Genomic DNA, 12,981 nt, shown 5'->3' on the forward strand with positions numbered 1-12,981 from the left:
CAGCGGCAACGGCTTCTGGCCGCAACCGCATCGCTATCAAGAAGGCAGATGCCTTCCAAATTCTTCCGGCAGCGCCGGTTTCAAGCCCCGAAGCACTTCAGCCAGCACCGGGGCCCCTTGGGACTCCTGCCACCACAAGGCTTCGTGCAGGGGCGTGAGGCCCGCCACCACGGCCACCGCCAGCAGCAAAACCACCCCGCGCAACACCCCGAAGGCCGCCCCCAAAGTACGATCTGCAGGCCGCAGGCCGATGGCGTCCACCAGCTTTTTTGCCAGCCATGTCAAAAAGCCGCAGGCAAACACCGACGCAACAAACACCACCACAAACCCTGCGGCATAGCGCAATGCTTCGGCCGACTCGCCCATAGGCAACAACGCCGCCATGTCCTCGGCAAACCATTGCGCCACAAAAAAAGACACCACCCAGCCCAGCAGAGACAGCACCTCGAACACCAGCCCGCGCCATGCCCCTATGAGCATCGATGCCAGCAGCACCGCCGCAAAAATCCAGTCCAGCGCAGCCATGGATGCACAAACCCCTTGGCGCTGGCCTACAGAGTCAGCACAGAGGCCGACAGATCCAGCGCCTTGATGCGCGCCGCAGCCTTGTCCGCCTCAGCCCGGTTGGTGAAAGGCCCCACACGAACCCGCGTGCGCTTGCCCTCCTTAGTGTCCACCACCTGGGTGTAGGTTTTCATGCCCGCACGCTCCACTTTGGTACGCGCTTCACGGGCTTTGTCTGCGTCTGCGAAAGCACCCACCTGCACAATGAACCGGGCTTCCTCGGCGGTGGCAGCCGCAGCCGCGGGCTCTGCCGACCGGCCTTCCAGCAGCGCACGCGCGCGGGCAGCCTCGTCCGGGCGCTGCACAGGCTTGGGCTCGCTGGGCACCGGCGGCTTGGGCTCTGGCTTCGGTTCGGGTTTTGCTTCCGGTTTGGCTGGCGCTGCAGGGGCGGGTTTGGAAGCCGCGGAACGCGATCCTTGCACCAGTTCCTCGCCATCCGCGAGGCCATTGCCCACCGCACTGTTGTTGCGCTGGGGCGTGGGGCGCGGTGCGGTGGCCACGTCCTGCGAAGACGGGGTCGAAGGCTTGGCAGCCGCTGGCGCCTCAGCAACCGGAGCGGGCACCACCAAGGGCGCCACCTTGTTGCGGTCGGGGATCTCGATGGGAATATCCACCGGAATCGGCCGGGGTTGGGTGTCAAACAGCATGGGGAAACCGATCACCCCAATCAGCACCAGCACTGCGGCGCCGATCAACCGATGGCGAGCACGCCGCCGCATCACCTCGATGCTCTCGGCCTGCGGGGTGCGCGGGCGCTTGGACGGCTTTTCGGCCTGAGCTTGTTCACCCTGACCGGGCCACCGAAACTTGAAAAATGCCATGGAGTAACGACTCGTTCGGACCTCAGAACCTGTCTATTGGCCCAGATGTTTGGCGTGCAGGCGAGGTGTTCCGTTGATCAGAACACCACCCACCGTGTAAAACGAGCCAAAGACCACGATTCTATCAGCGGGGTCTGCTGCGGCGACCGCCGCCTCCAGGGCCTCCATGGGGTCTGCGTGCAGACTGGAGGTCACATCGCGGCGCCCGCCCGCCACCATCTGCACGGCGTTCCACTTCTGCTGCAGGACGGCAGCAGTCTCGGCGCGTGGGGTCGGCAGGTTGGTGAAATACCAGCGGTCCACGAGCGGGCCGACCTTGGCCAGCATGGGCCCCAGGTCCTTGTCGGCCATGGCGCCGAACACCGCATGCGTCGTGGGAAAAAACCCCATGGCATCCAGATTGGCAGTGAGTGCAGCCACTGAATGCGGGTTGTGCGCCACGTCGAGCACCAGCGTAGGCTGGCCTGGCACGATCTGGAACCGCCCCGGCAGCTCCACCAAAGCCAGGCCGTTGCGCACCGCCTGGGCCGTGACGGGAATGCGCTCGCGCAGGGCCTCCAGCGCGGCCAGCACGCCCGAGGCATTGATCAGCTGGTTGGCGCCGCGCAGCGATGGATAGGCCAGCCCCGCATAACGGCGGCCTCGCCCTGCCCAGCTCCACTGCTGCTTGTCGCCGGAGAAATTGAAATCCTTGCCGAAACGCCACAGGTCGGCACCGATTTCCAGCGCATGGTCGATGACACTCTGGGGAGCCATCGGGTCGCCCACGATCACCGGGCGGCCCGTGCGCATGATGCCGGCCTTCTCCCGACCGATGCTCTCGCGGTCTGGTCCCAGGAATTCAGTGTGGTCGATGTCGATGCTGGTGATGATGGCGCAGTCGGCATCAATGACGTTGGTGGCATCCAGGCGCCCGCCGAGCCCCACTTCGAGGATGGCCAAGTCCAGCCGCGCATGGCTCATGAGGCGCAGGATGGCCAGCGTCGTGAATTCGAAGTAGGTGAGGGAGATTTCATTGCCATTTTGGACCCTGGCGCTTTCCACAGCTTCGAAGTGCGCTATCAAATCAGAAGCATTGACAATTTCACCGTGAACGCGGCAGCGCTCCTCGAAATGCACAAGGTGGGGCGACGTGTACACGCCTGTGCGGTAGCCCGCCTGCTGCGCCACCGCCTCCAGCATGGCGCAGGTGGAGCCCTTCCCGTTGGTGCCCGCCACGGTGATCACGGGGCAGTCAAACCGCAGCACCATGCGGCGTGCCACTTCACGGACACGGTCCAGGCCCATTTCGATGTTGCGGGGATGAAGCTGCTCGCAGTGGCGGAGCCAGCCTTCCAGGGTGTGGATTTTGGTATGCATACAGGGCGGGATTGTCGCCCAGCCACAAGTTCGAGGATGATGCGCGGCATGACAACCTCACTCATCACCGTTTACGGCATACCCAACTGCGACACCGTCAAGAAATCCCGCGTCTGGTTGACTGAACACGGCGTGGACTACCAGTTTCACGACTTCAAGAAACAAGGGGTGCCCGCCCACCGCCTGCCCGACTGGATGGCGGCAGCAGGCTGGCAAAAACTGGTCAATCGGCAGGGGACCACATGGCGAAAGCTGGACGCGCAAACCCAGGCAGCTGTCACCAACGACGATACCGCCAGCGCCCTGATGCAGGCCCAACCTAGCGTCATCAAACGCCCGGTGGTGGAGTGGCGGCACGGTGGCCAGGTGCACATTTCCGTGGGTTTTGCTCCCGACCAATGGCAGATGTGGTTAGGCCGGGCTGCAGGCACCTGAACCGGCACGTGAATCAATCGCCAGGACCGGAGAAATTGCACAAATCTTTACGCAGATTTACGGCGGGCAGGCCCTGAATTGACCGTGCGGGCCTAAACTTTTCTGCAGTCTGGTGCGTTATGTACCGACCCGAAAGGAGTTTCTCCATGAAAAAGATCGTCATTTTTTCCGCCATGGCAGCCATCGCCACCATGGCCAGTGCCCAGGAACAGGGCCGCGTGCTCTCGGCCACCCCCATCGTCCAGCAGGTCGCGACGCCGCAGCAGGTGTGTGGCAACGAGACCGTCTATAGCGGTAACCGCACCACCGGAGCAGGCGCCGTGATGGGCGCGATTGCGGGTGGCGCAGCCGGCAACGCCATTGGCAAAGGCAGTGGCCGCGCCGCCGCCACAGCCATTGGCCTGATCGGTGGCGCCGTGATCGGCAACCAGATCGAAGGTGGCCAGCCGCAGTACCAGAACGTACAGCGCTGCACGACCGAGACGTATTACGAGAATCGCACAGTGGGCTACGACGTGGTGTATGAATATGCAGGGCGCCAGTACACCACCCGCACCCAGAACGATCCAGGCCGCTGGATCCCGCTGAGCGTGCAGCCTGCAGGCCAGACCTATTCCACCCAGCCTGATCCTTACGCCTCACAAGGTGTGTACAGCCAGCCGGGCGTGGTGACCTCGACCTACCCTGCGCAACCGGTGTACCAGCAGCAACCCACCTATGTGACGCCGCCCGTGACGGTGATCGAGTACGGCTACGACAGCCGTCCTTATTACCCGCACCACCGCAACCCCTACTGGCGCTAAGCCCGGGCATGCCAGCATCACCAAGAGCCCTTCGGGGCTCTTTTTTTTGCGCCCAACGGCTGATGGGGATTTTTCAGAGGCCCGCTTTGGCGGCGCTCCCCGCCCCCTGCCCTAAAATCCCGGGTTTCCCTCCACCTTTTCCAGCGCACCCATGACCACCGAAAAAATTGACGGCGTGTCCGTCACCACCCAGGCCAATGTGTACTTTGACGGCAAGTGCGTGAGCCACGGCATCACGTTTGCCGACGGCACCAAGAAGTCGGTGGGCGTGGTACTGCCCGCAACGCTGACCTTCAACACCGGCGCGCCCGAGATCATGGAATGCGTGGCCGGATCCTGCGAATACAAGCTGGACGGCACCGACGCCTGGGTCAAGTCTTCGGCGGGCGACAAGTTCAGCGTGCCCGGCAACTCGAAGTTCGACATCCGCGTGACCGAGGCCTACCACTACATCTGCCATTTCGGCTGATCGTTCGACTGCGCATTCGGCTGGAATTTGATTGATTTTGGCCTCTAGCGCTTATCTATCAAGCGCAAGCAGCTATCATTTTTGAGAAGCATTTCATGGCAACCATCCTCCAGAACCTCCCCCTCGGCCAGAAGGTCGGCATTGCATTCTCCGGCGGCCTGGACACCAGCGCAGCCCTGCACTGGATGAAGCTCAAGGGCGCCGTACCCTACGCCTACACCGCCAACCTCGGCCAGCCCGACGAGCCCGACTACGAAGCCATTCCGCGCAAGGCCATGGAATACGGCGCCGAGAAAGCACGCCTGGTGGACTGCCGCACCCAACTGGCGCACGAAGGCATTGCCGCCCTGCAGGCTGGCGCCTTCCATATCAGCACTGGCGGCCTCACCTACTTCAACACCACGCCCCTGGGCCGCGCTGTGACCGGCACCATGCTGGTGGCGGCGATGAAGGAAGACGACGTCAACATCTGGGGCGACGGATCGACCTTCAAGGGCAACGACATCGAGCGCTTCTACCGCTACGGCCTGCTGACCAACCCATCCCTCAAGATCTACAAGCCCTGGCTGGACCAGCTGTTCATCGACGAACTGGGCGGCCGCGCCGAGATGTCGGCGTTCATGACACAAGCCGGTTTTGGCTACAAGATGAGCGCCGAGAAGGCCTACAGCACCGACAGCAACATGCTGGGCGCGACGCACGAGGCCAAGGACCTGGAGTTCCTTTCCAGCGGCATCCGCATCGTGAACCCCATCATGGGCGTGGCATTCTGGAAGGAAGAAGTCGCCGTCAAGGCCGAGGAAGTGTCGGTCCGCTTTGAAGAAGGCCAGCCCGTCGCCCTGAACGGCGTGGAGTTCAACGACCCGGTGGAGCTGATCCTCGAAGCCAACCGTATCGGCGGCCGCCACGGCCTGGGCATGAGCGACCAGATCGAAAACCGCATCATCGAAGCCAAGAGCCGCGGCATCTACGAAGCCCCGGGCCTGGCGCTGCTGCACATCGCCTACGAGCGCCTGGTGACGGGCATCCACAACGAAGACACCATCGAGCAGTACCGCATGAATGGCCTCAAGCTGGGCCGCCTGCTGTACCAGGGCCGCTGGTTCGACCCCCAGGCCATCATGCTGCGCGAAACCGCCCAGCGCTGGGTGGCCCGCGCCGTGACCGGCACCGTGACGCTGGAACTGCGCCGTGGCAACGACTATTCGCTGCTGAACACCGAATCGCCCAACCTGACCTACGCGCCCGAGCGCCTGTCGATGGAAAAGGTCGAAGACGCGCCGTTCAGCCCGCTGGACCGCATTGGCCAGCTGACCATGCGCAACCTGGACATCTCGGACACGCGCGACAAGCTGGGCGTGTATTCGCGCGCTGGTCTGCTGTCGCTGGGTGGCAATGCCGCCCTGGCGCAGCTGGAAAACGACCGCAAATAAACCTTGGGCCCAGAATATGGGTCAAAAATGGCTCTAGCGCTTATCCATCAAGCGCTAGCAGCTACATATATATGAGCAAAGCCACCGGAAACGGTGGCTTTTTTCTTTGCGGGGAAGGTTGGCTGCTGGTCTAAACCACCACCGGCTCGGGCTCCAGCCGGATGCCAAAGCGCTCGTACACGCTGGTCTGGATGGCCTTGGCCAGGGTCATCACCTCGCCGCCCGTCACGCTGTCGGCGCCGTGCCCCCTGTTGACCAGCACCAAGGCCTGCTTTTCGTACACCCCCGCCTTGCCGATGGACTTGCCCTTCCAGCCGCAGGCATCAATCAGCCAGCCCGCCGCCAGCTTGATGCTGCCGTCGGGCATGGGGTAATGCACGATCTTGGGCTCGCGCGCGATGATGTCGGCGCACTGGTCGGGCGACACCGTGGGGTTCTTGAAGAAGCTGCCTGCGTTGCCCACCACGGCAGGGTCGGGCAGCTTGGCACGGCGAATGTCGCAGATCCAGTCAAAAATCTGCTGGGCACTGGGGTGCTCCACGCCCGCCTCGGCGCGGCGGCGCTCCAGATCGAGGTAGCCCAGCACGGGCTTCCAGGGCTTGGGCAGCCGAAACCGCACATGGGTGATGACCGCGCGCCCCGCCAGGCCCATGCCGCGCGGCATCCCGCTGCCGTCGGGTGCTTCAGACGGCGCATGCTTGAAGACGGAGTCGCGGTAGCCAAAGCCGCACTGCGCGGCATCCAGGCTGAACGACTGGCCGGTGGCCAGGTCGAGGGCGTCGAGCGATTCAAACCGATCCTGCAGCTCCACGCCATAGGCACCGATGTTCTGCACGGGCGAGGCGCCCACCGTGCCCGGGATGAGCGCCAGATTTTCCAGCCCTGGGAACCCGTGCGCCAGCGTCCAGGCCACAGCATCGTGCCAGACCTCACCCGCACCCGCCTCCACGATCCAGGCCTTGGGGGTTTCCTCCACCAAGCGCAGCCCCTTGATTTCCATCTTGAGCACGATAGATTTCACATCACCGGTCAGGATGATGTTGCTGCCACCGCCCAGCACAAACTTGGGTGCAGGGGCCAGGTCCGTATCGGCCAGAACGGCCTTCAGATCGGACACGGAGCGCACACGCACCAGGGTTTGGGCACGCGCAGCAATGCCAAAGGTGTTCCAGGGCTGCAAAGGGGCGTTTTTCTCGACTACCATTGGCCCGATTGTCGCACCCGCCCTTTCGGGCTCCTGCGATCTGTAGCTGTTTTCCCTGAGATTGAGAGCCATCCATGCCATCTTTTGACACCGTCTGTGAAGCCAACCTGGTTGAAGTGAAAAACGCCGTCGAGAACACCGCCAAGGAAATCGCCACCCGTTTCGACTTCAAGGGCACATCGGCCAGCATCGAGATCAAAGACAAGGACATCACGCTGATCGGCGACGCCGACTTTCAGCTCACCCAGATCGAGGATGTACTGCGCAACAAACTCACCAAGCGCAACGTGGACGTGCGTTTTCTGGACATGGGCGATGTGCAGAAGATAGGCGGCGACAAGGTCAAGCAGGTCATCAAGGTGCGCAACGGCATCGAGAGCGAGCTCGCCAAGAAGATCCAGAAGCTCATGAAGGAAAGCAAGCTCAAGGTGCAAGCGGCCATCCAGGAGGACAAGGTGCGCGTGACGGGTGCCAAGCGCGACGACCTGCAGGCGGCCATGGCGCTGATCCGCAAGGATGTAACGGACGTTCCCCTGTCGTTCGACAACTTCCGCGACTGAGATGGCGCCCCCCCTGAGTCGCTTCGCGCCTTCCCCCTCCAGGGGGACGACGCCCTCGCTGCGGGGCGGCCCTGGCTTGGCGTCCCTCGCCTGGGCCGCGCCAGTTCCGAGGTACGGGGGAGGCGCACAGCGCCATCAACGAATGACGATCCACTCCTATGCCCTGGCCGCGCTGGTTGCTCTGTGCTTGGCTCCGTCCTGGGCTCATGCGCAGGCGGTGGCGCTGGCGGGCATGCTGGGCAGCAAGGCCTTGCTGGTGGTGGATGCCAACCCACCCAAGGCGGTGGGTGCTGGGGATGAGTACCAGGGCGTCAAGGTCATTACCGTCACCAAAGAAGAAGCCACCATCGAAGTCAATGGCACGCGACGCATGCTGCGGCTGGGCGAGGCCCCGGTGAGCGTTGGCGCCCGTGGCGGAAGCGGCAAGCGCGTCGTATTGATGGCCGACAGCCGTGGGCATTTCATCAACAGTGGCATCATCAACGGGCGTGTGATGCAGTACATGGTGGACACCGGTGCTTCCACCGTGGCCATCGGGCGGCAGGATGCTGAGCGCATGGGGCTCAACTACCAGAACGGCCAGCCCGTGCGCATGAACACGGCCAATGGTGTGGCGCAAGGGTGGCGCATGAAGCTGGACTCAGTGCGCATCGGCGATATCGAGGTGTTCGGAGTCGAGGCCATCATCACCCCGCAGCCCATGCCCTACGTGCTGCTGGGCAACAGCTTTCTGACCGAGTTCCAGATGACACGCATCAACGACCAGATGGTGCTGGAAAAGCGCAACTGAGCCTGACCGCTGCACACACCACCATGTCTGCCCACCACTCCACCGGCACCCCACACCACGCCGAAGGCGAGTACGAGGACTTGCTGGGCCTGTGGTCAGACCTGGAATCAGCGCTGTCGGTGCTGCTGTCGCGACCTCTGCAGGTACAGGATTTTGCCGCCAAGGTGCGCCAGTTCGATGGCTGGATGCAGGACCTGGTGGCGCACGACATCGACGCAGCGCTGTACCTGATGTTCCAGCTGGCGTCCACATCCACCGTGGGCTATAGCGCCTCCCATGCGCTGGTGTGCGGCACCTTGTGCCACATCATGGCGCACGAACTGCAGCTGGCACCACGCGAGCGCGACAGCCTGGTGCGCGCGGCCCTCACCATGAACATCGGCATGACGGCCCTGCAGGATGAGCTGGCCGAACAGCGTGAACGCCCGACACCGGTCCAACAAGAGGCCATCAAGAGCCACCCGGAAGAAAGCATGATGCTGCTGGAGCGCCTGTTCATCAACGATGCGCTCTGGCTGGACGTGGTGGGACAACACCATGCCACCGTGGCCGACCGTGTGCCGCTGGCCAACCAGGACCCCGTGGACCGGCTCACACGCGTCCTGGGCACCATCGACCGCTATGCAGCCATGATCAGCCCACGCAAGTCCCGTGCAGGCCGCAGTGCCACCGACTCGGTACGCGCCATCGTCGGGCAGGAGATCGACCAGCGCGACGAGGTGAGCTACACCCTGGTGCGCTCCATCGGCCTGTGCCCGCCAGGGACTTTTGTGAAGCTCGACAACGGCGAGACCGCCATCGTGCTGCGCCGCAGCGAAAAAGCCAATCATCCGCTGGTCGCCAGCCTTCTGGACCGCACCGGCACCCACCACGCGCAGCCCAGCCTGTACCAGACGGCCACCGGAAAACCCCGCATCCAGTCCGCTCTGGCCCGATCGGCCGTGAGCCTGGAGCTCAACCACCGCACCATGGTGCGCCTGGGCCTTTATGCCGCCCAGCACAGCGCCGGGCTCCGGGGGCTGATTTCAGGGCCAGGTTCGCTGTAGAACCTGTCCGTACAAGAAGCTGAGCAGACGGCACGTGCACCGCAGTCAGCGCGGCGTGCCTTCCCCCTGCGTTTACTTTGGCGACTTGCCTGCACCCTCCGCGTTCGGCTTGGCCTTTTTGCTGCCCAGTCGCGACTCCTTGCCTTCGATCAGGCGCTGGATGTTCTCCTTGTGGCGCCAGGCCAGCAGCATGGCCATCACGATGATGGAGCCCGCAATCGTTCCCTCGGCATACCACACCACCCCATCCACCAGCAGGTAATACACCGGCGCAAAGGCGGCAGCCACCAGCGAGGCCAGGGACGAGTAGCGGAAGAAAACCGCGATGATGAGCCAGGTCGCAGCCGTAGCGAGTCCAAGCCAGACGCTGATGCCCAACAGCACGCCCAGCGCAGTGGCAACGCCCTTGCCCCCTTCAAATCGGAAGAACACAGGCCACAGGTGGCCCAGAAAAGCCGCCAGCCCCACCATGGCGACCGTGCCATCGTCCAGCCCATAGGGCTGACCAAACCACATCACCAACGCCACAGGCAACCAGCCTTTCATGGCGTCCAACAGCAGTGTGACGATGGCTGCGGCCTTGGAGCCCGAGCGCAGCACGTTGGTGGCGCCGGGGTTCTTGCTGCCATAGGTGCGCGGGTCACTCAGCCCCATCACACGCGTCACGATGACGGCGAACGACAGCGAGCCCAGCAAGTAGGCGGCCACAGCGGCAAGGATGGGATACACGGCGGTCAAAGCAACTCCTCAAAAATCGGGGGACGGCGGACGGTCTGCCGTGGCGGCCTATTCTGCCAGCGCGCAGTGCACCGGTTTAGCACCCAGCAACTGCACGCACACCTGCGGATCAATCTGCACCAGAAAGCCCCGGCGCCCGCCATTAATGGCAATGCGCGGCAGCGCGAGGATGGTTTCTTCGATGTACACCGGCATGGCGCGCCGCGTGCCAAAGGGCGACGTGCCACCCACCAGGTAGCCGCTGTGGCGGTTGGCGACCTCCGGCGCGCACGGCTCGACCGACTTGGCGCCGATCTGGCGCGCGAGGTTTTTGGTGGAGACCTTGCGATTGCCATGCATCAGCACCAGCAAGGGCTTGGCATCCTGGTCCTGCATGACCAGGGTCTTGACCACCGTGAAGGGGTCGAGGCCTAGCACCTCGGCGCTGTGCATGGCGCCGCCGTGCTCCAGGTATTCGTAGGGGTGCTCAGTGAATGCCACCTTGTTCGCCTTGAGCAACTGGGTGGCTTGGGTCTCGGAGACGTGTTCTTTCTTGGCCATGGTGCGATCCGGGTAGGGAACGAATGGTATCCAGTTGCGCGCCCCCACCGCGAACGGCAGGCAGCCCGAATCAAGGCACCTCGATCACCCGCGCTGCTGTCGTCTTGCGCCGCCCCACCTTGCGCTTGCCGTACTGCTCAATGGCAGCCACCAGCGCCTGCGTGAACTGCTGCACCAGCGCCGACGGTGCCCGCCCTTCCACGGCCAGCACCTGCAGACGCCGCTGCTGCAGTTGCACCTCGTCAAATGGCCGGGCCGCCAGCAGGCCCGCCTCCACCCAGCGCGCCGCCGTGAGGTAGCTGGCCAGCACCACGTCCTGCCCGCTCAGCAGCGGAAGCAGCGCCGATGAAAAATTGCTCTCCACCGCCGGCACATACCGCAGGCCCTGCACTGCACAGCTCAGGTCAAACAGCTGCCGCCCGGTCGTGTTGCCCGCACCCAGCAGCAGCGGATAGCGCACCACATCGGCCACGCTCACGCTGCGCTGGCGGGCCAGCGGGTGCTGCGCGGGCATGATGGCGTAGATCGGAGCAATGGCCGAATGCAGCACCTGCAAACCTTTCTCGGGCGCCACGCTGTACTTCAGCGCCAGATCAACGTCTCCGCGCTGCACCAGGGCCGACACTTCCTGCGGCACGTCCACCAGCAACTGCAGCTGCACCTGTGGGTGCGTCTGCCGGAACACCGACATCACCAGCGGCATGAAGCTCGCGGCAAAGCCTTCGGTGCAGGCCACCCGCACACGCAAAGCCTGCTGGGCCGACAGCCCTTGCAGTTGCTCGACCAATTCTGTGGCCTGCGCATCGTGTGCCGTGGCATGGGCCAGCAGCCGGGTGCCCGCTTCAGTCAGCGCCATGCCACGTGCTTGGCGTTCGAACAGCGTCACGCCCAGGCTGTCTTCCAGCTTGCCCAACTGGCGGCTCACCGCCGATGCGGCCACGTGCAGGCGCTGCGCCGCCTGATTGACAGAGCCGGTGCGCGCCACCTCCAGAAAGTAACGCAAGGGCAGGCTGAGCAGTGAAATGGGCATCGTGTACCTACTAACCAAAAGGCAACGCTCAGTTGCCAAATCTCTATCCAGAGCAATGGTAAACCGGCTCCCATCTTGCATGGTTTAAGGCTCCAATTCACCCACGGCTGTGGGTATCAGCGCGATCGCCTTTGCGGCAGCGCTACCACCACCCCACGCATCAACCTCTGGAGCCTGCATGAAAAGCCTTGTCCGAGTCTCTTTGCTGTCCGCCGTCCTGGCCACCTTCGCCAGCGCCAGCACCCTGTCCCTTGCCCAGACGGCTGCGCCCTCGGAGGCGTGGCCCCAGCGAACTGTGCGCCTGGTCGCGCCCTTCCCACCCGGGGGCGGCACCGATGCCGTAGCCCGCGCGCTGGGCCAAAAGCTGTCCACACGCCTGGGCAAGCCCGTGGTCATCGACAACAAGCCCGGCGCCTCCACCATCATTGGCACCGACAGCGTGGTCAAGGCCGAGCCCGACGGCTATACCCTGCTGGTGTCGGGCTCCACCAGCTACACCGTGAACGCTGCGCTGCGGCCCAAGCTGCCGTACGACCCGCTCAAGGACCTGGCGCCTGTGGCCATCGTTGCCCGCGCACCGCTGGTGATCGTGGTCAGCGCCAGCTCGCCCCACAAGGACTTCGCCGCCCTGCTGGCCGCCGCAAAGGCCGCGCCCAAAACTATCAACTACGCCACTTTCGGCTCCGGTTCGGCCCCCCACCTGGTCGGCGCACTGTTGGAGCAGGCCGCTGGCGTGCGTCTGCAGGACGTGCCCTACCGGGGCAGCGCACAGGCCATGATGGGGTTGATCGGCGGTGAGATCCAGATGGCCATCGACACCGTGGCCAGTGCCGCACCGCATGTGCGCTCAGGCAAGCTGCGCGCACTGGCCATTGCAGGCAACGAGCGCGCCCGCGCCCTGCCCTCGATTCCTACTGTGCGGGAACTGAAGCTGCCAGACGCAGCCTTTGACGGCTGGTACGCCGTGGCAGCCCCGGCGCGCACGCCCGCGCCCATCGTGGACAAACTGGTGAAAGAAGTCGAGGCCGCCATGCGCGACGTCCAGCTGCAGGACCAGATCCGAGCCCAAGGCATGGAGCCCGTTTTTGTGGGCCCCAAGGCCATGCACGCCGCCATGGAAGACGAGATCGGGCGCTACCGCGCGCTTGCCCACCGCGCACAGATCGTGGTGGAGTGACCCCAGCAAGGA

The 12,981-nt window shown here is 64.0% G+C and carries 15 protein-coding genes; 8 read left to right on the plus strand and 7 right to left on the minus strand.

Features of this window, described 5'->3' with window-relative positions:
- Positions 1-36: 36 nt before the first annotated feature.
- Genes ACT89O_RS15155 through folC form a run of 3 tightly spaced genes read right to left on the minus strand, consistent with a single transcriptional unit; the run spans position 37 to position 2,744 of the window.
- Complete coding sequence (locus tag ACT89O_RS15155) at positions 37-525, minus strand: CvpA family protein (RefSeq protein ID WP_487260475.1); 489 nt, start codon at positions 523-525, stop codon at positions 37-39.
- A 26-nt stretch (positions 526-551) separates the two neighbouring features.
- Positions 552-1,385, minus strand: a complete 834-nt coding sequence (locus tag ACT89O_RS15160) for an SPOR domain-containing protein (RefSeq protein WP_487260476.1) — start codon at positions 1,383-1,385, stop codon at positions 552-554.
- A gap of 33 nt (positions 1,386-1,418) precedes the next feature.
- Positions 1,419-2,744 (minus strand): bifunctional tetrahydrofolate synthase/dihydrofolate synthase, encoded by a 1,326-nt coding sequence (folC, locus tag ACT89O_RS15165; protein WP_055402580.1) that lies wholly within the window; start codon positions 2,742-2,744, stop codon positions 1,419-1,421.
- 48 nt (positions 2,745-2,792) lie between these two features.
- Between folC and ACT89O_RS15170 the strand changes: the two genes are divergently transcribed.
- The 4 genes from ACT89O_RS15170 (at position 2,793) to argG (ending at position 5,884) form a co-directional block, all read left to right on the plus strand.
- The gene (locus ACT89O_RS15170) at positions 2,793-3,179 is read left to right on the plus strand and encodes an ArsC family reductase (protein WP_487255286.1); all 387 of its coding nucleotides are present in this window, start codon (positions 2,793-2,795) and stop codon (positions 3,177-3,179) included.
- A gap of 146 nt (positions 3,180-3,325) precedes the next feature.
- On the plus strand, positions 3,326-3,982 hold the full coding sequence (locus ACT89O_RS15175) for a glycine zipper 2TM domain-containing protein (protein WP_121420433.1): 657 nt from the start codon (positions 3,326-3,328) through the stop codon (positions 3,980-3,982).
- Positions 3,983-4,133: 151 nt separating this feature from the next.
- On the plus strand, positions 4,134-4,451 hold the full coding sequence (gene ppnP / locus ACT89O_RS15180) for a pyrimidine/purine nucleoside phosphorylase (RefSeq protein WP_121506085.1): 318 nt from the start codon (positions 4,134-4,136) through the stop codon (positions 4,449-4,451).
- Positions 4,452-4,546: 95 nt separating this feature from the next.
- Positions 4,547-5,884: an argininosuccinate synthase gene (argG, locus tag ACT89O_RS15185; protein ID WP_055402586.1), complete on the plus strand. Its 1,338-nt coding sequence runs from the start codon at positions 4,547-4,549 to the stop codon at positions 5,882-5,884.
- 130 nt (positions 5,885-6,014) lie between these two features.
- Here argG and murB read toward each other — a convergent pair whose 3' ends face one another.
- Complete coding sequence (gene murB / locus ACT89O_RS15190; RefSeq protein ID WP_487260477.1) at positions 6,015-7,088, minus strand: UDP-N-acetylmuramate dehydrogenase; 1,074 nt, start codon at positions 7,086-7,088, stop codon at positions 6,015-6,017.
- A 74-nt stretch (positions 7,089-7,162) separates the two neighbouring features.
- Here murB and ACT89O_RS15195 point away from each other — a divergent pair, with 74 nt between their 5' ends.
- The 3 genes from ACT89O_RS15195 (at position 7,163) to ACT89O_RS15205 (ending at position 9,484) form a co-directional block, all read left to right on the plus strand.
- Complete coding sequence (locus ACT89O_RS15195) at positions 7,163-7,648, plus strand: YajQ family cyclic di-GMP-binding protein (RefSeq protein WP_055402590.1); 486 nt, start codon at positions 7,163-7,165, stop codon at positions 7,646-7,648.
- Positions 7,649-7,790: 142 nt separating this feature from the next.
- Positions 7,791-8,438 (plus strand): retropepsin-like aspartic protease family protein, encoded by a 648-nt coding sequence (locus tag ACT89O_RS15200; RefSeq protein ID WP_487260478.1) that lies wholly within the window; start codon positions 7,791-7,793, stop codon positions 8,436-8,438.
- A gap of 23 nt (positions 8,439-8,461) precedes the next feature.
- Positions 8,462-9,484 carry an HD-GYP domain-containing protein gene (locus tag ACT89O_RS15205; RefSeq protein ID WP_228897981.1) on the plus strand — a complete coding sequence of 341 codons (1,023 nt, stop codon included), beginning with the start codon at positions 8,462-8,464 and terminating at the stop codon, positions 9,482-9,484.
- Positions 9,485-9,556: 72 nt separating this feature from the next.
- Here ACT89O_RS15205 and plsY read toward each other — a convergent pair whose 3' ends face one another.
- From plsY to ACT89O_RS15220, 3 genes are all read right to left on the minus strand, one after another.
- The gene (plsY, locus tag ACT89O_RS15210) at positions 9,557-10,222 is read right to left on the minus strand and encodes a glycerol-3-phosphate 1-O-acyltransferase PlsY (protein ID WP_487260479.1); all 666 of its coding nucleotides are present in this window, start codon (positions 10,220-10,222) and stop codon (positions 9,557-9,559) included.
- Positions 10,223-10,270: 48 nt separating this feature from the next.
- Complete coding sequence (locus tag ACT89O_RS15215) at positions 10,271-10,762, minus strand: aminoacyl-tRNA deacylase (protein WP_055402597.1); 492 nt, start codon at positions 10,760-10,762, stop codon at positions 10,271-10,273.
- Positions 10,763-10,832: 70 nt separating this feature from the next.
- Positions 10,833-11,792, minus strand: a complete 960-nt coding sequence (locus tag ACT89O_RS15220; RefSeq protein ID WP_487260480.1) for a LysR family transcriptional regulator — start codon at positions 11,790-11,792, stop codon at positions 10,833-10,835.
- 178 nt (positions 11,793-11,970) lie between these two features.
- On the opposite strand from ACT89O_RS15220, the gene ACT89O_RS15225 reads away from it, so the two are divergent.
- Positions 11,971-12,969 carry a Bug family tripartite tricarboxylate transporter substrate binding protein gene (locus ACT89O_RS15225; protein ID WP_487260481.1) on the plus strand — a complete coding sequence of 333 codons (999 nt, stop codon included), beginning with the start codon at positions 11,971-11,973 and terminating at the stop codon, positions 12,967-12,969.
- The last annotated feature ends 12 nt before the right edge of the window (positions 12,970-12,981 follow it).

This window comes from Acidovorax sp. NN32 (assembly GCF_057597245.1).